Here is a 16405-nt window from a genome sequence, read left to right on the forward strand (position 1 = left end):
GATGGAATGAAGGACGATACAAAGCAGAAACAGGAAATAAAAGCAAAGCGTACTGCCAAAAACAGTGTATTTCTTGATCTTTTTCAAAATAAGAGTTATCTGTTAAAATTGTATAAAACGCTTCACCCAGAGGACACAGCAGCGACGGAGGATTCACTGACAGATGTAACAATAGAAAATGTGCTGACCGATAATCTATATAATGATTTGGGGTTTATTGTAGGTAATAAATTGATGATACTTATAGAGGCACAGTCTACATGGACAATGAATATTTTAGTAAGAGTTTTGTTGTATTTGGCGCAAAGTTATCACGAATATTTTCAACGAACCAGACAAAACTACTACAAAAGTAAGAAAGTAAAAATGCCAAAACCTGAACTTTATGTAATATTTACAGGAAATAAAGGGCAGAAACCCAATAGAATATCTTTATCAAAAGAATTTTTTGAGGATGCAGATATAGACCTTGAAGTAAAAGCAAAAATTATTTACGAGAGCGATAAGGACGACATTATTAATCAATACATTATTTTCTGTAAAGTTTTTAACGAGCAGACCCAACAGTATGGAATGACACAAAAGGCAGTTACGGAAACGATAAGAATATGTAAGGACAGGAATGTTTTAAAGGAATATTTGCATAGCAGGGAAAAGGAGGTTGTAACGATTATGATGAGTTTATTTGACGAAGAACAGATTATGAATTCATTCATCAGAAGTGAACGGCATGATGCAGACCGGGAAACGGCGGAAAGAATGATTAAAGATGGAGAAATGTCACTTGAAAAAATCGCACATTATATACCGTCCTTATCAATGGAGGAATTAGAGGAAATCCAAGCCGAGATTATTCAGTTGGCATAATTTAATCGAGTAGGGGAAAATCCTTTCCCCTACTCGAAGCCGCCCCTTCTATTTCGCGTACAGCTTCACCAATTCCATTACAACATCCACACTCTTGTCCATGCCTTCCACCGTGATATGCTCATAAGGCCCATGGTACGCATGCCCCCCTGTCCCAAGGTTCGGGCAAGGCAGTCCCTTGAAGCTAAGCTGGCATCCGTCCGTGCCTCCGCGAATCGGAATCACAAGGGGCGTCACCCCCGCATTCTCACAGGCTGTCTTGGCATTATCAATCAAGTGCATGCATCCTGCAATAATCTCCGCCATATTCTTATACTGTTCGGTAATGGTAAGCGTGACCGTACCCTCGCCCCATTTCTCGTTGAGGTTCTTCTCAATCAACCGAAGAGTCCCTTTCCTTGCCTCAAAAAATTCCTTAGAGTGATCCCTCACAATATAATTCAACTGTGCCTTTGCACATTCACCCGACATGCTCATCAGATGGTAGAATCCCTCATACCCTTCCGTGCCCCGGCAGGTCTCCATGCCCGGCAGGAGTGAGTTAATCTCCATTGCGACCAGGCTCGCATTAATCATCGTATCCTTCCCGGAACCAGGATGCACATTGAACCCCTTCACATCGAACCTCGCCTTGCACGCATTGAAGTTCTCGTACTGAATCTCGCCTTCCGTATCTCCGTCCAGCGTATAAGCATAATCCGCCCCGAACGCCTCCACATCAAAATGAGAAGCTCCCGTGCCGACTTCCTCGTCTGGGGTAAATGCGACGCAAATTGTACCATGGGGGATATCCTCCTGAATCAGCCGCTCCACCATCGTAAGAATCTCTGCAATCCCAGCCTTATCGTCCGCCCCGAGAATCGTCGTCCCGTCGCTGGTAATCAGCGTCCGCCCCGCAAGGCTCTCAAGATGCCCGAAGTTATCCGGGCTTAACACAAGCCCGCTGTCCCCGAGGGCTAAATCCTTCCCGTCATAATTTTCCGTAAGTACAGGCTTGATTTCATGATCGCAGAAATCCGACACCGTATCCATATGTGCGATAAAGCCAATAGCAGGCTTGTCCTCCAACCCGGGAGTCGCCGGCAGCTTCCCATACAGATAACACTGGTCGTCCAGGCGCACATCTGAAAGACCCAGCTCCTTCATCTCCTGCTCTAGCAGGCGCGCCAAATCAAACTGGCAGGAAGAGGTAGGGACCGTCTCGCTGTTGTCATCGCTTGGCGTCCTTACGACCACATACTTGAGTAACCGTTCATATGCTTTCATAAATCACATTCCCCTTTTCTTAATATATTTCCGCAGACAGCCGCATATACTGTTGCGGAGCTTAGGTTTATCCATCTGTTTTCCAGTATAGCATAAATTTAAACCCTATGCATTAATAAATGATTCTATTTGTAGAAAAATAATCCTAAGTATGATACAATTCTTTTGGCGTACAGAAGTTGTTCTGTCCGTGGACAGTAAGGATACCCTTAGGGGATACCATAGAAAGAGACGATAACAGGAGGCATTCAGGTAAGATGAAATTAACTCAGTTGTTAGAGCATTTGGAATATGAAGTCGTCCAGGGAAATGACGGGATTAGCGTCACAGAGCTTATTAACGATTCCCGCAAAGTGACGGAAGGAAGTGTATTTGTCTGTATCAGCGGCGCAGTTTCCGACGGGCATAAGTATGCCAAAGAGGTGGCGTCGAAAGGAGCAAAAGCCCTGATCGTAGAGAAAGAAGTGGAAGTTAAGGAAGAAGTGACGGTCATTCGGGTTAATGACACCCGCTACGCCCTTGCGCTGATGTCGGCAGCGTATTTCGGCTATCCGGCAGAAAAGCTGAAGATTATTGGAATCACCGGCACAAAGGGAAAGACCACCACGACCTATATGGTAAAATCCATTCTGGAGGGCGTGGGACACAAGGTTGGGCTGATTGGAACGATTGAGGCAGTAATCGGGGACAAATCCATACCGGCGAACAATACGACGCCGGAGTCTTACACGATTCACAAATATTTTGCCGAAATGGTGGAAGCAGGATGCGACAGTGTGGTGATGGAGGTTTCCTCCCAGGGCCTTATGCTCCACAGGACGGCGGGGATTCCTTTTGAGATCGGAATCTTCACCAATCTGGGAGAGGATCATATCGGGCCAAACGAGCATAAAGATTTTGAAGATTACAAACGCTGTAAGGGAATCCTGTTCACCCAGTGCAGGCTGGGGATTGCCAATGTGGACGACCCGTGGTATCAGGATGTATTCCAGAATGCCACATGTCAGGTGGAGACATTTGGTATGTCAGAAGAAGCAGACTTACGTGCTACGGGCATTGAACATATCACAAAACCGGGATATTTAGGAGTCCGCTACCATGTAAATGGGCTGATGGATTTTGACGTGGAGATTGACATTCCGGGAGATTTCAGCGTCTACAACTCACTGACGGCAATCGCCGTGTGCCGGCATTTTGACGTGCCGGCAGAGAATATCCAGAAAGCGCTGAAAGTGGCGAAGGTAAGAGGGCGTATCGAGATGGTAAAGGTGTCGGATGCATTTACCATGATGATTGATTACGCACATAACGCCATGAGCCTTGAGAGCCTGCTCCATACACTGAGGGATTATGACCCAGGGCGTATCGTGACAATTTTCGGGTGCGGCGGCAACCGTTCCAGGACAAGACGGTACGAGATGGGAGAGGTGTCGGGGCGGATGTCTGATTTTACGATTATTACGTCAGATAATCCACGTTTTGAAGAACCTCAGGCAATTATTGATGATATCATCACAGGTATGGAGAAGACGGACGGAAAGTACATTGCCATTTGCGATAGGAAAGAGGCGATTCGGTACGCCATTGCACATGGCGAGCCGGGAGATGTGATTGTACTGGCGGGCAAGGGGCATGAGACATATCAGGAAATCAAAGGTGTGAAATACGACATGGACGACCGCAGCTTGATCCGAGAGGTGTTGGAAGAACTGCGGGGTTAGTTTTTGGGGAAATATATGTACGCAGATATAATCGTAGACATTACGCATGAAAAACTGGATAAAGTATTTCAATACGTCATCCCCCCAGAGTTGGAAGGCACACTTCGGGTTGGGACGGAAGTCATCGTCCCTTTTGGAAGAGGCAACAAGGAAATCCACGGCTATGTGACCGGTTTTTCCGAGAAACCGGGATACGACCCAGAGAAGATGAAGCCAATACTTGGAGTGGCAAAAGACAGCGTGGCAATCGAAGCGAAGCTGGTGGCGCTTGCGGCGTGGATGAAGGAGCATTACGGCGGAACCATGATTCAGGCATTGAAAACGGTCATCCCTATCAAAAAGCAGGAGAAAGCGAAGGAAAAAAAGCGCGTCTGCCTTCTGCTTGGCGAGGAAGAAGGAAAACGGCAGCTTGACAGATTCCTCCACAAGAACCAGAAAGCCCGGGCAAGGCTTCTTGCCGCCCTTTTAGACCAGCCGGAGCAGGATTATGATTTCTTGACGAAGAAACTGAATGTGACCCGGACAGTCGTGCGCGCCTTAGAAGAGCAAGGGATGATAGCGCTAAAGTCCGAAAAGGTGTTCCGCAATCCCATCCGCCAGAAGGAGAAAGCCAGGCAATTATGGGAATTTACCGCACAACAGCAACATGCAATCCATGTTTTCAGGGAAGACTATAGCCGTGGGCTTCGTAAGACCTATCTGATATATGGGATAACGGGAAGCGGAAAAACAGAAGTTTACATGGAAATGATTGCCGAAGTATTGGAATCGGGAGGCCAGGCAATCGTATTGATTCCCGAGATTGCGCTTACTTACCAGACCGTCATGCGGTTCTACGGCAGGTTCGGCGGCCGAGTGTCTATCCTGAATTCCAGAATGTCGCCGGGAGAGCGTTATGACCAGATGGAGCGGGTGAAATCGGGGGAGGTAGACGTGATGATTGGTCCCCGTTCCGCCCTATTCACGCCTTTTTCCCGGCTTCGGCTGATTGTGATAGACGAGGAACACGAATCTGCCTATAAGAGCGAACAGACGCCCCGCTACCACGCCCGGGAGACCGCAATCGAACGGGCAAAAAGAGAGGGCGCAAGCGTAGTCCTTGGATCTGCCACACCTTCTTTGGAAGCGTTCTATGCCTGCGAGTGCGGGCGTTTTCAGCTTTTAAAGCTAAATACGCGTGCCGGGGAGGGAGAACTGCCGGAAGTATACGTGGAAGATATGCGCAAAGAACTGAAGGAAGGCAACCGTTCCATTATCAGCGACCGGCTGAAAAGACTGATAGAGCATAGGCTTGCAGGAGGAGAACAGATCATGCTATTCCTGAACCGGAGGGGATATGCAGGTTTTGTTTCTTGCAGGTCTTGCGGATATGTAGTAAAATGTCCTCATTGCGATGTTTCTCTGTCGGCGCATAAGGTCGGAAAGCTGGTCTGTCATTACTGCGGACATGAGGAACCGCAGGTAACTATCTGTCCCTCCTGCGGTTCCCAGTATATGGGAGGATTCCGGGCAGGGACGCAGCAGATCGAGGAGCTGGTGAAACAAAAGTTCCCGGGCGCGCGCGTCCTTAGGATGGATATGGATACTACAAGGACGAAGGACGGGCATGAGAAGATACTGGAAGCATTTGCCAGCGAAGAGGCAGATATCCTGATCGGAACACAGATGATCGTTAAGGGACATGATTTTCCCAATGTGACGCTGGTTGGAATCCTTGCGGCAGATATGTCCCTGTACTCGAATGATTACCGCGCCGCAGAGAGGACATTCCAGCTTTTGACCCAGGCGGCGGGACGTGCCGGCCGGGGGAAAGGCCGGGGGGAGGTCGTTATCCAGACTTACAGTCCCGAACATTACAGCATTGAGATGGCGGCGGCACAGGATTACGAAGGATTCTACGCTGCCGAGATGGAGTACCGTGGACTGATGGGCTACCCGCCTGTGGAGCAGCTTTTGGCAGTGCTGATGACGGGACCGGATGAGAAAATGCTCGAGACGGCTGCAAAGTATCTGAAAGAATTTGCGGTCAGGGTAGACAAGAAAGGGGTCTTACAGAAGATTGGTCCGGCAAGCCCTTATGTGGCAAAGGTCAGCGACATGTACCGGCGGGCGCTGTACCTGAAAGGGAGCGACGGCAGGCTCTTAATCGAGGTGAAGAACCGGATGGAGCAGTATATAGAGATGAATAAGGGATTTCAGGAAATGCGGATTCAGTTTGATTTTAATCCTATGAATGTATTTTAATTTAAGTATTTAGGCATACCGTGATGCATGACCCTGCGGGGCGGGCGGACTTCGTCCGGTAAGGTGTATTTTCAGGTGGAACATGACGGGTATGGTTTAGAATAAAACGAAGAGGAGAGCAGGCTATGGCAATAAGAAAGATTCGGGAACTGGGAGATGAGGTTCTTACGAAGAAATGCAAAGACGTAACGAAGATGACAATTCGCAACAGGATACTAATCAACGACATGCTGGATACGATGTATGAGGCGCAGGGAGTAGGGCTTGCCGCACCCCAGGTAGGAATTCTGAAGAAGATTGTGGTCATTGATATCGGCGACGGGCCAATCGTGCTGATAAACCCGGAGATTTTGGAAGTATCCGGAGAGCAGACCGGGGAGGAGGCGTGCCTGAGTGTTCCAGGGAAGGCAGGAACCGTGACCAGGCCGAACTATGTCCGTATCCGGACACTGACCGAGGATATGGAAGAGGTAGAGATGGAAGGAGAGGAACTCCTTGCCCGTGCATTCTGTCATGAAATTGATCATCTGGAGGGAAAAATGTACGTCGAGATGGTAGAAGGCGGACTTCACGATGCGGTATATGAGGAGGATGAGTAGATGAAAATTATTTTCATGGGAACCCCGGATTTTTCTGTAGGAACTCTGGAGGCGTTGGTTCAGGCAGGACATGAGGTGGTCCTCGCAGTCACACAGCCCGACAAGCCCAAGGGACGGGGCGGCAAGATGCAGTACACGCCGGTCAAGGAAGCAGCAATCAGACACCAGATTCCCGTATTCCAGCCCAAGCGGGTTCGGGCATTGGACTGTGTGGAAGAACTGCGGAAATATCAGGCGGACGTCATAGTCGTCATAGCGTTCGGGCAGATTTTGCCTAAGGAGATTCTCGAGATGACGCCTTATGGCTGTATCAACGTACATGCGTCTCTGCTCCCGAAATACCGCGGGGCTGCGCCTATCCAGTGGGCTGTCATAGACGGTGAGAAGGTCTCCGGCGTCACCACTATGCAGATGGACGAGGGGCTGGACACGGGAGACATGCTGCTGAAGACGGAAGTTGTGCTGGACGAAAAGGAGACGGGTGGGAGCCTTCACGATAAACTGGCGGAAGCGGGAGCAAACCTTTGTGTCCGGACGCTGAAGGAGTTGGAAGAAGGAACGGTCAAACCGGAAAAGCAGGGTGAAAGCACGACGGAATACGCAAGAATGTTGGATAAGAGCCTTGGTGAGATTGACTGGAATCAGGACGCCGCAGCCATTGAGCGGCTGATACGGGGATTAAATCCCTGGCCGAGCGCATACACGGACTGGGACGGCAAGGTGATGAAGATATGGGACGCGCTGGTGGTGGACGCGCCGAAGACGGCAGAGTATTCAAAGCCAGAAGAGAATCGGGAGAATCTGGAACTGGAAGAGGACATGGGGGATTCTGGAACATCAGGGAATCAGGAGATGATGGTTCCCGGAACGGTCGTTGCAGTCGGGAAAGATGGGTTCTGTGTGAAAACCGGGCGTGGAACGTTGAAAATACTTGCGTTACAGATACCGGGAAAGAAGCGGATGGATGCGGGCGCATTCCTGCGAGGGTATCCGATGAAAGCAGGGACAGTTTTAGGAAATCATTAATAATTGTTAAATTTGTATGAAAAACAGGTATTTTACCTGTTTTTCATATATAATACTTTGTATATGTTGATGAACCATGTGTAACAGAGACATGTGCAATCGTGATATGTGTAATAGTGATAAGTAATCAGGAGGTGTAGTTATGTATTATGGTTATGGGATAGATCCCACATATATTCTGGTCATAATCGGCCTTATTATCTGTCTGCTGGCACAGGCGAAGATGAAGTCTACGTTCGGCAAGTATTCCAGGGTACGGAACCATTCTGGAATGACAGGGCGTGAGGCTGCGGAGCGGATTTTGAGAAGTGCAGGTATCCATGATGTGCAGGTGGAGCATGTCCCGGGGAATCTGACGGATCACTATGACCCAAGGTCTAAAGTCCTGCGTTTGTCTGATGCGACCTACAATTCTTCGTCCGTTGCGGCGCTTGGGGTGGCTGCCCATGAATGCGGGCATGCAATCCAGCATGATACGGGTTATGTTCCGCTTCAGATCCGAGGCGCACTTGTGCCTGTAGTGAATTTCGGCAGTGCTATCGCGTGGCCGCTGATTATTATCGGACTCTTATTCAGTAGCCGTTCTTCTATGGTATTTCTGAATCTGGGTATTTTGGCATTTTCCCTGGCTGTCTTATTCCAGATTGTGACGCTTCCGGTAGAGTTCAATGCATCGAGCCGTGCAATCCATATTTTAGGCGGCAGCGGGATTCTCTACGAGGATGAAGTGAATGCGACAAAGAAGGTGCTTTTTGCAGCGGCGCTTACCTATGTGGCAGGCGCAGTTTCGGCGGCGTTACAGCTCTTGCGTATTATATTGCTTGCGAATAACCGGAGAAATTAAATTTAGATGCGGAGGATTATCTCATGGCACAATCCACGAATACCCGAGAATTGATTCTGGATATTTTAATCCAAATCACCCGTGGCGGGGAATATAGCCATATTGCGCTCAAGAACGCACTTGACCAGTATCAATATCTGGAAAAACAGGAACGCGCGTTCATTGCAAGAGTGGTGAATGGGACTCTCGAACGCATGATTGAACTGGATTACATCATCGACCAGTTCTCCAAGGTCAAGGTAAGCAAGATGAAGCCGGTAATCCGGACAATTCTTAGGAGCGCAGTCTATCAGTTAAAATATATGGATAGTGTCCCGGCTTCCGCAGCGTGCAATGAAGCCGTGAAACTTGCCGCAAAGAGAGGCTTTGGCAGCCTTCGGGGATTTGTCAACGGAGTACTCCGTAATATCAGCAGGAATTTGTCTGATATCAGTTATCCTTCCGAGGAGGACATGCTTTATAGTTTCTCCGTGCGCTATTCTGTACCGGAATGGATACTTGGGCAATGGCTGGCCGAATATGGGAAAGAGACAGTCCGTGCCATGGCAGAAGAGTTCCTGAAAGAAAAGCCGGTGACGGTCCGCTTTCATCCAGATAGGATATCCAAGGAAGAACTGATGCGTAAGCTGAAAGAAGAGGGTGTCTCCGTGAAGGAAGATGCAGAGTTACCTTACGCGCTTCACCTTTCAGGCCTTGACTATCTGATGAAACTGGAAAGTTTTCAAAAAGGATATTTTCAGGTACAGGACGTCAGTTCCATGCAGGTCGCACAGTGGGCGGCACCGGAGGAAGGCAGCTATATTATAGATGTCTGTGCCGCTCCCGGCGGCAAGGCAATCCATCTTGCAGAGATGCTTCGGAGAACCGGGCATGTGGAAGCAAGGGATTTGACGGAATATAAGATAGGGATGATACGGGAGAATATTCTGCGAAGCGGCATGACGAACATAGAAGTGGTGCAGATGGATGCGCGCCTGAGAGACGAGGCGTCCGTAGGGAAAGCCGATATTGTGATTGCAGATCTTCCATGCTCAGGACTTGGGGTGCTGGGAAGGAAACCGGATCTAAAATATAAGATGACTCAGGATACACAGCGGGAACTGGTGAAGCTCCAGCGGGAGATTCTGTCTGTGTCGGCAGAGTATGTGAAACAGGGCGGCAAGTTGATTTACAGTACATGTACCATTCATAAAGAAGAGAATGAGGATAATGCCGCATGGTTCGCAAGACAGTTTCCAGAATTTCATCTGCAGCGTGAACGGCAGACCTTGCCAGGGCGTGATTCAGGAGACGGGTTCTACATAGCGATGTTCCTGAGAATGTGAAGAGCTTGGTGATTTGCGATATGGGTTTATGATAGCAGTATTATATACCCAAGGGCACACGGTGATGCATGCCCTGCGGGCGGGTGGACTTCGTCCAATAAGGTATAGAAAATATTATGGAATGTATGCAGGATATAGAAACGATTGAAGAGATAAATGTGAGAGAAGATATAGACGAAACAGAAAAGATAAATGAGACAGAAGATATAGGAGCGGAAGAGAAGATAGACATCTGCTCCTTGAATTATAACGAATTGGCGGAAGAGATCCACGCATTAGGTGAACAGCCCTTCCGCAGCCGTCAGATTTACGAATGGCTGCATGTAAAATTAGTCGGCAGTTTTGATGAGATGACGAATCTTTCTAAGAGTTTTCGGGAAAAACTATCAAAAACCTATGAAATTCCCCAGATGGAGCTGGCAGAACGCCAGATCTCAAAAGCAGACCCCACCGAGAAGTTTCTGTTCGGGTTAGGGGACGGCAACATGATTGAGAGCGTCCTGATGCGCCATCCCTATGGGAATTCAGTCTGTGTTTCGTCTCAGGCAGGCTGCCGGATGGGCTGCAGGTTCTGTGCATCCGCCATCGGTGGGCGAAAGCGGGATCTCGCTCCTTCTGAGATGTTAAGGCAGGTATATCAGATCCAGAAATTGACCAAAGAACGGGTATCCCATGTTGTCGTAATGGGAACGGGGGAACCTCTTGACAATTACGACAACTTTGTCCGGTTTATCCAGATGATAAGCGATGAGCGGGGCTTGCATATCAGCCAGCGGAACATCACGGCGTCCACTTGCGGGATCGTGCCCAACATGTACCGGCTGGCATTGGAAGGTTTCCAGATTACGCTGGCGTTATCCCTCCACGGCTCCACGCAGGAGAAGCGAAGGAAGCTCATGCCCGTGGCAGAGAAATACGGCCTTTCAGAAGTGCTCAAGGCATGCGACGATTATTTCCAAAAAACAGGACGGAGGGTAACGTTCGAGTATAGCCTGATTGCAGGTGTGAACGATACGGCGGAGGATGTGCGGGAACTTACGGCAATCCTGAAACCAAGGAACTGCCACTTGAACCTCATCCCCGTGAACCCGGTCACAGAAAGGAAATACAGAAGACCAGACAGGAAAAATGCCTGTGTTTTTAAAAATAAACTTGAAAAAAATGGAATTAATGTTACTATAAGAAGGGAAAGAGGCTCGGATATAGACGGAGCCTGCGGTCAGCTTAGGAGACGATACGCTGCCGCGGACGGGAGAACCAGATGAAGATATTTGCAATGACTGATGTAGGGAGAAAGCGTGAAGTCAACCAAGACTATGTATATGTGACGGATAAGCCTATCGGGCCGTTTCCGAATCTTCTTGCGGTAGCCGACGGAATGGGCGGCCACAAGGCAGGAGATTTTGCGTCAAAATATACGGTGGGCGTACTTAGGGAAGAATTGGAGAATACGCCCCTTAACAAGCCGGAAGAGATTCTGCGCAACGTTGTCAGCATTGCAAACGATAAGTTAATCGAAGTCGCATCTGCGGATATCAAGCTGGAAGGCATGGGGACGACACTGGTGGTGGCGACGGTTGTTGGCAATACTTTGTATTTTGCCAATGTGGGAGACAGCCGTCTCTATTTAATCAATGAGAAGATACGCCAGATATCCAAAGACCATTCTCTTGTGGAAGAGATGGTAAGGCTTGGAGGCATCAAGGCGGAAGAGGCAAGGAACCATCCGGACAAGAATATCATCACAAGGGCAATCGGCGTGAAGGAAGGCGTGGAGGCAGATATATACGAGTTCCGGCTCAAGAAGGGGGACATCATATTGATGTGTACGGACGGATTGAGCAATATGGTAGAGGATGAGGACATGTTTGATATCGTGCGCGGCTCCCGGGATGTGGTGGAGGCAGTGCAGATGTTGATTGAGAAGGCAAACAGCAACGGCGGGAGAGATAACATAGGGGTTGTTATAGCAGAGCCGCTTGCAGACGAGGTGAGTGTATGAGTGTGAAAGACGGGATTATCCTTGGAAAACGATATGAGGTGCTCAGTAAGGTAGGGGCGGGCGGTATGGCTGACGTATACAAGGGCAGGGACCGCATGCTGAACCGTTACGTGGCAATCAAGGTGTTAAAAAAGGAATATAAAGAAGACGAGAATTTTGTACGTAAGTTCCGCTCGGAGGCTCAGGCGGCGGCCGGTCTAATTCATCCGAATATTGTCAACGTATACGACGTCGGAGAAGACCGGGGGCTGTATTACATGGTCATGGAGCTGGTCGAGGGGATTACGCTGAAAGATTATATAGAGAGAAAGGGCAGGTTGTCCCACAAGGAAGTCATCAGCATCGCGATTCAGATGTGTACGGGTGTGGGAATCGCCCATGCGGCAGACATTATACACAGAGATATCAAGCCGCAGAACATCATCATTTCCAAAGACGGCAAGGTGAAAGTGACGGATTTTGGGATTGCCAAGGCGACTACGTCCAACACGGTCAGCTCCAATGCTATGGGTTCCGTCCACTATACGTCGCCGGAACAGGCAAGAGGCGGGTTCAGCGACCAGAGAAGCGATATTTACTCGGTGGGCATTACCCTGTACGAGATGGCGACAGGGCAGGTGCCGTTCGACGGAGAGTCCACGGTATCGGTTGCAATCAAGCATTTGCAGGAAGAGATTACCCCGCCGTCGGAGATTGTGCCGGATATTCCCTATAGTTTAGAGCGGATTATTCTGAAATGTACCCAGAAGAACAGTGAGCGGAGATACCGGAATACGGATGAGTTGGTTCAGGATTTGAAGCGTTCCCTGGTAGACCCCAATGGGGATTTTGTGGTGATACCGCCGCTTAGGGGAATGAATACTGTCATTATTACCGGTGATGAGCTGGACGATATCCGAAGTTACGACGATGACGACGAGTATGACGAGTATGGCGGCGATGGTTACGGCAGTGACAGTGATAACCGTTATGGTACAAATGGTTATGACGACGGCTATGGAGAGCATCATGATTACGACGACGGCTATGGGGACGACGATGATTATGACGGCTACGGAGACGGTAATGATTATGATGACGATGAAGACGACCGTGATTATGATGACGGTTTTGACGATGACGACTATGATTCACGCGGAAGGAGGCGCAGGGATTCCGACGATGTGAACCCGCGCATGAACAAGGTGATGAAGATTCTGACGATTGTGGTAGCGGTCATCATCGTGTTCATATTGATTTTTGTAATCGGGAAGGCTGCGGGACTGTTCAAATTCACGCCCAAACTGAAAAACGAGACGACAGAAGAGGAGCAGGTAAAGGTTCCCAATGTGGTCGGGAAGACGGAAGAAGAAGCAAAGAAAGAGCTGAACGGGATGGGGCTTGGTTTTAGGGTTGCTGAGCGGAAGGAATCCAACAAGTACGAGGAAGGAACGGTTTCGGAGCAGAAGACGGAAGCAGGTAAGAAGGTAGATAAGAATACGACGATTGTGGTAGTGGTAAGTTCCGGGCTTGTGGGTACTAAGATCGAAGTCCCGGATGTCAAAGGCCACAATGAGAGCGAAGCGCATAGTATGCTGACTCAGGCAGGCTTTAAGAAGATTTCGTCGGAATTTGTATACAGCGATACCGTAGCCGAGGGGGATGTCGTTGAGACGACCCCGGCGGCACATGCGCAGGCTACGGAAGATACGCAGATTATTATGAAGGTCAGCAAGGGCGCAGAGAAGAAGACTGTCCCCAATGTCATCGGCCAGGCAGATGCGGATGCCCAGAATGCGATTATTGCGGCAGGGCTTAACGTTGGTACGGTAACTTATGATTGGAATGACAGTGTTCCAGAAGGGCTTGTCGTATCCCAGAGTGTTGATGGAGGAAAGAAAGTAGCGGCAGGTACGTCAGTCGGTCTGGTGGTAAGCCAGGGACCGAAGCCGCCGGAAAAGGTAGCGGTTCCGCCTGTGACCAATACAACTCTGGAGAATGCAAAACAGCTTTTGAGCAGTGCAGGGCTTGCGACCGGAAATGTGGTTTACCGGGATGACAATTCAGTTCCGTCTGGAACTGTCATCAGCTGCGATCCTGGTGTTGGCAGCACCGTAGAGGAAGGTACGTCCGTGAATCTTGTGGTCAGCAGGAAACCGGCAGAGCAGACACCCCCGCCGGATACAGGCGATGATAACCAGACTGTGGAGTAGCGACGTTTATGCAAGGTAAGATTGTGAAAGGGATTGCCGGATTCTACTACGTACACGTAGTAGAATCCGGTGTTTATGAATGTAAGGCAAAAGGTATCTTCCGGAAAGAGAAGGTCAAGCCTTTAGTGGGAGACAATGTAGAGATTGAAATACTGAACGGGGAAGAAATGACCGGTAATATCATTCGGATTCTTCCGCGGGAAAATGAGCTGGTACGCCCAGCGGTGGCTAATATCGACCAGGCATTGGTAGTATTTGCCGTATTGCGCCCTGCGCCCCACTATAACCTTCTTGATCGTTTTCTTGTCATGATGGAGCGGAAAGGGATTCCGGCTGTATTGTGCTTCAACAAACAGGACATAGCCGATGAGGCGCAGATTGAGGAGCTTCGGGCGATTTACGGGGGATGCGGGTATCCTCTGTTGTTTACGAGCGCATTGGAAGGAAAAAATATAGATCTTGTGAGAGACTGCTTAAAGGGAAAGACCACGGCAATTGCAGGTCCCTCCGGCGTAGGGAAATCCACATTGATTAATATGCTGACGCCTGAGGCGAATATGGAGACAGGCTCCATCAGCCGTAAAATCGAGCGTGGGAAGCATACGACCAGGCACTCGGAACTATTCCCCATAGACGGGGATTCCTATATCATGGATACGCCGGGATTCAGTTCCCTGTATGTCAATGATTTCGAGAAGGAAGAGCTTAGGCAATATTTCCCGGAATTTGCGGAATATGAAGGAACATGCCGTTTCAATGGCTGCAGCCATGTGCATGAGCCGGGATGTATGGTAAGGAATGCGGTAGAGAATGGCAGAATCCATCCTGTCCGCTATCAGGACTATACGGAGATGTATGAAGAATTGAAGAATAAAAGGAGGTATTGAGTATGGCATGTATATTAGCCCCGTCAATCTTGGCGGCAGATTTTAAGGAGCTGGGCAGACAGATAAGGACGACGGAAGAAAATGGAGCCGCATACCTTCATTTTGACGTCATGGACGGGATGTTCGTCCCTAGTATTTCTTTTGGGATGCCGGTGCTGGCGTCCATTCAGGGAGCGGGGAGTCAGGTAATGGATGTACACTTGATGGTACAGGAACCCATCCGGCATATTGAGGATTTCAAAAAGGCAGGGGCAGACTTGATAACCGTTCATCTGGAAGCTTGTGAGGACGTAAAGGCGACGTTAGAGAAGATACGATCCTGCGGGCTTCGGGTGGGACTCTCTATCTGTCCGGAGACGGAGGGCGGGGCAGTAAGGGATTATCTGAAAGAGGTAGACATGATTCTAGTCATGAGCGTCCACCCAGGGTTTGGAGGGCAGAAGTTTATTCCAGAGTCATTGGACAAGATTCGTCTGATTCGCCGGATGGCAGATGAGCAAGGATTGTCCTTGGATATTGAAGTGGACGGAGGTATCTACCTCTCCAACGTCCGTGAAGTCCTTGAGGCGGGCGCCAATGTGATTGTTGCAGGGTCGGCGGTATTTGGAGGAGACCCAGGGAAGAACACGAAAGATTTTATGGAGATTTTGAGAGAATATGAGTAAAAGAAGTATCATTATCAGCGGAGGGGAACTAGATGAGGCATTGACGCTGTCTGTCTTGAACCAACAGGAAGAACGGTGCGTAATCGCGGTAGATAAGGGTGTGGAATTCCTGTATTATCACCAGATTATGCCGGATTATATTGTGGGAGATTTTGACAGCGCCAAGGAGGAAATCCGGGATTATTATAAGAATAAAACAAATGTTCCTGTTCGGGAGTACAATCCGGTAAAGGATGCTTCCGATACGGAGATAGCAATCCGTCTGGCCATGACCCTTGGCAGTAAGGAACTGGTGATTCTCGGTGCAACTGGCGGCAGAATCGACCATCTCTGGGCAAATGTGCAGAGCCTCATGATTCCGTTTAAGGCAGGGATTGATGCAAAGATTCTTGACAGCCAGAATTTGATTACTATCATCGGAGACGGCGAGACCCATATCCGAAGGGATGAGGCTTTCGGCGATTATTTCTCCGTATTCCCGCTGGGGGAGGACGTCTTTGGCTTCAATATTAGCGGTGCGAAGTATCCGTTAAGGAACCATACGCTGACGCCCTATAACAGTCTTTGTGTGAGCAACCAGATTGCAGAAGGCGAGGAGGAGGCTGTGATCCGTTTCCCGTCGGGATGGGTAATCCTGATGGAGACGCGGGATAAGGATGGAGAAGAAAAATAGATACGTATAAAGAAATGGAATCACCCTATGTCCGACGGCGGATATGGGGTGATAGTTATGGTACAATTAACCATTATATAAAATAAATTGTTTG

14 protein-coding genes are annotated in these 16405 nt (G+C 49.1%); 13 read left to right on the forward strand and 1 reads right to left on the reverse strand.

Annotated elements, in window-relative coordinates:
- The first annotated feature begins 6 nt into the window (after window positions 1-6).
- Window positions 7-867: a hypothetical protein gene (locus AC6I3O_RS07315; RefSeq protein ID WP_497850292.1), complete on the forward strand. Its 861-nt coding sequence runs from the start codon at window positions 7-9 to the stop codon at window positions 865-867.
- A gap of 48 nt (window positions 868-915) precedes the next feature.
- On the opposite strand, the gene pepT is transcribed toward AC6I3O_RS07315, so the two are convergent.
- A complete protein-coding gene (gene pepT, locus AC6I3O_RS07320; RefSeq protein WP_497850293.1) occupies window positions 916-2133 on the reverse strand; it encodes a peptidase T in 1218 nt (405 codons plus the stop codon).
- Window positions 2134-2390: 257 nt separating this feature from the next.
- On the opposite strand from pepT, the gene AC6I3O_RS07325 reads away from it, so the two are divergent.
- The 12 genes from AC6I3O_RS07325 (at window position 2391) to AC6I3O_RS07380 (ending at window position 16311) form a co-directional block, all read left to right on the forward strand.
- A complete protein-coding gene (locus AC6I3O_RS07325; RefSeq protein ID WP_497850294.1) occupies window positions 2391-3854 on the forward strand; it encodes a UDP-N-acetylmuramoyl-L-alanyl-D-glutamate--2,6-diaminopimelate ligase in 1464 nt (487 codons plus the stop codon).
- A gap of 15 nt (window positions 3855-3869) precedes the next feature.
- A complete protein-coding gene (gene priA / locus AC6I3O_RS07330) occupies window positions 3870-6098 on the forward strand; it encodes a replication restart helicase PriA (protein ID WP_497850295.1) in 2229 nt (742 codons plus the stop codon).
- A 125-nt stretch (window positions 6099-6223) separates the two neighbouring features.
- Window positions 6224-6697 (forward strand): peptide deformylase, encoded by a 474-nt coding sequence (def, locus tag AC6I3O_RS07335; protein WP_497850296.1) that lies wholly within the window; start codon window positions 6224-6226, stop codon window positions 6695-6697.
- Entirely contained in the window at window positions 6698-7723 is a 1026-nt protein-coding gene (gene fmt, locus AC6I3O_RS07340) for a methionyl-tRNA formyltransferase (protein ID WP_497850297.1), read from the forward strand.
- Window positions 7724-7865: 142 nt separating this feature from the next.
- Window positions 7866-8567 carry a zinc metallopeptidase gene (locus tag AC6I3O_RS07345; RefSeq protein ID WP_497850298.1) on the forward strand — a complete coding sequence of 234 codons (702 nt, stop codon included), beginning with the start codon at window positions 7866-7868 and terminating at the stop codon, window positions 8565-8567.
- A 23-nt stretch (window positions 8568-8590) separates the two neighbouring features.
- The gene (rsmB, locus tag AC6I3O_RS07350) at window positions 8591-9892 is read left to right on the forward strand and encodes a 16S rRNA (cytosine(967)-C(5))-methyltransferase RsmB (protein WP_497850299.1); all 1302 of its coding nucleotides are present in this window, start codon (window positions 8591-8593) and stop codon (window positions 9890-9892) included.
- A 116-nt stretch (window positions 9893-10008) separates the two neighbouring features.
- Window positions 10009-11157 (forward strand): dual-specificity RNA methyltransferase RlmN, encoded by a 1149-nt coding sequence (gene rlmN, locus AC6I3O_RS07355; RefSeq protein WP_497850300.1) that lies wholly within the window; start codon window positions 10009-10011, stop codon window positions 11155-11157.
- On the forward strand, window positions 11154-11894 hold the full coding sequence (locus tag AC6I3O_RS07360; protein WP_491866305.1) for a Stp1/IreP family PP2C-type Ser/Thr phosphatase: 741 nt from the start codon (window positions 11154-11156) through the stop codon (window positions 11892-11894). The genes rlmN and AC6I3O_RS07360 overlap by 4 nt, the downstream gene beginning before the upstream one ends.
- Complete coding sequence (gene pknB / locus AC6I3O_RS07365) at window positions 11891-14086, forward strand: Stk1 family PASTA domain-containing Ser/Thr kinase (protein ID WP_497850301.1); 2196 nt, start codon at window positions 11891-11893, stop codon at window positions 14084-14086. Before AC6I3O_RS07360 ends, pknB begins: the two co-directional genes overlap by 4 nt.
- 8 nt (window positions 14087-14094) lie before the next feature.
- The gene (gene rsgA / locus AC6I3O_RS07370) at window positions 14095-14973 is read left to right on the forward strand and encodes a ribosome small subunit-dependent GTPase A (protein WP_497850302.1); all 879 of its coding nucleotides are present in this window, start codon (window positions 14095-14097) and stop codon (window positions 14971-14973) included.
- Between the two features lie 2 nt (window positions 14974-14975).
- Window positions 14976-15638 carry a ribulose-phosphate 3-epimerase gene (gene rpe / locus AC6I3O_RS07375; protein WP_497850303.1) on the forward strand — a complete coding sequence of 221 codons (663 nt, stop codon included), beginning with the start codon at window positions 14976-14978 and terminating at the stop codon, window positions 15636-15638.
- Window positions 15631-16311: a thiamine diphosphokinase gene (locus AC6I3O_RS07380; RefSeq protein ID WP_497850304.1), complete on the forward strand. Its 681-nt coding sequence runs from the start codon at window positions 15631-15633 to the stop codon at window positions 16309-16311. Before rpe ends, AC6I3O_RS07380 begins: the two co-directional genes overlap by 8 nt.
- Window positions 16312-16405: the final 94 nt, after the last annotated feature.

The organism is Sporofaciens sp. St.21A7, assembly GCF_059728535.1.

Bases quoted from the DNA above. Each gene is read 5' to 3' on its own strand.
- AC6I3O_RS07315 (WP_497850292.1), top strand. From the start codon at position 7: ATGAAGGACGATACAAAGCAGAAACAGGAAATAAAAGCAAAGCGTACT.
- pepT (WP_497850293.1), bottom strand. From the start codon at position 2,133: ATGAAAGCATATGAACGGTTACTCAAGTATGTGGTCGTAAGGACGCCA.
- AC6I3O_RS07325 (WP_497850294.1), top strand. From the start codon at position 2,391: ATGAAATTAACTCAGTTGTTAGAGCATTTGGAATATGAAGTCGTCCAG.
- priA (WP_497850295.1), top strand. From the start codon at position 3,870: ATGTACGCAGATATAATCGTAGACATTACGCATGAAAAACTGGATAAA.
- def (WP_497850296.1), top strand. From the start codon at position 6,224: ATGGCAATAAGAAAGATTCGGGAACTGGGAGATGAGGTTCTTACGAAG.
- fmt (WP_497850297.1), top strand. From the start codon at position 6,698: ATGAAAATTATTTTCATGGGAACCCCGGATTTTTCTGTAGGAACTCTG.
- AC6I3O_RS07345 (WP_497850298.1), top strand. From the start codon at position 7,866: ATGTATTATGGTTATGGGATAGATCCCACATATATTCTGGTCATAATC.
- rsmB (WP_497850299.1), top strand. From the start codon at position 8,591: ATGGCACAATCCACGAATACCCGAGAATTGATTCTGGATATTTTAATC.
- rlmN (WP_497850300.1), top strand. From the start codon at position 10,009: ATGGAATGTATGCAGGATATAGAAACGATTGAAGAGATAAATGTGAGA.
- AC6I3O_RS07360 (WP_491866305.1), top strand. From the start codon at position 11,154: ATGAAGATATTTGCAATGACTGATGTAGGGAGAAAGCGTGAAGTCAAC.
- pknB (WP_497850301.1), top strand. From the start codon at position 11,891: ATGAGTGTGAAAGACGGGATTATCCTTGGAAAACGATATGAGGTGCTC.
- rsgA (WP_497850302.1), top strand. From the start codon at position 14,095: ATGCAAGGTAAGATTGTGAAAGGGATTGCCGGATTCTACTACGTACAC.
- rpe (WP_497850303.1), top strand. From the start codon at position 14,976: ATGGCATGTATATTAGCCCCGTCAATCTTGGCGGCAGATTTTAAGGAG.
- AC6I3O_RS07380 (WP_497850304.1), top strand. From the start codon at position 15,631: ATGAGTAAAAGAAGTATCATTATCAGCGGAGGGGAACTAGATGAGGCA.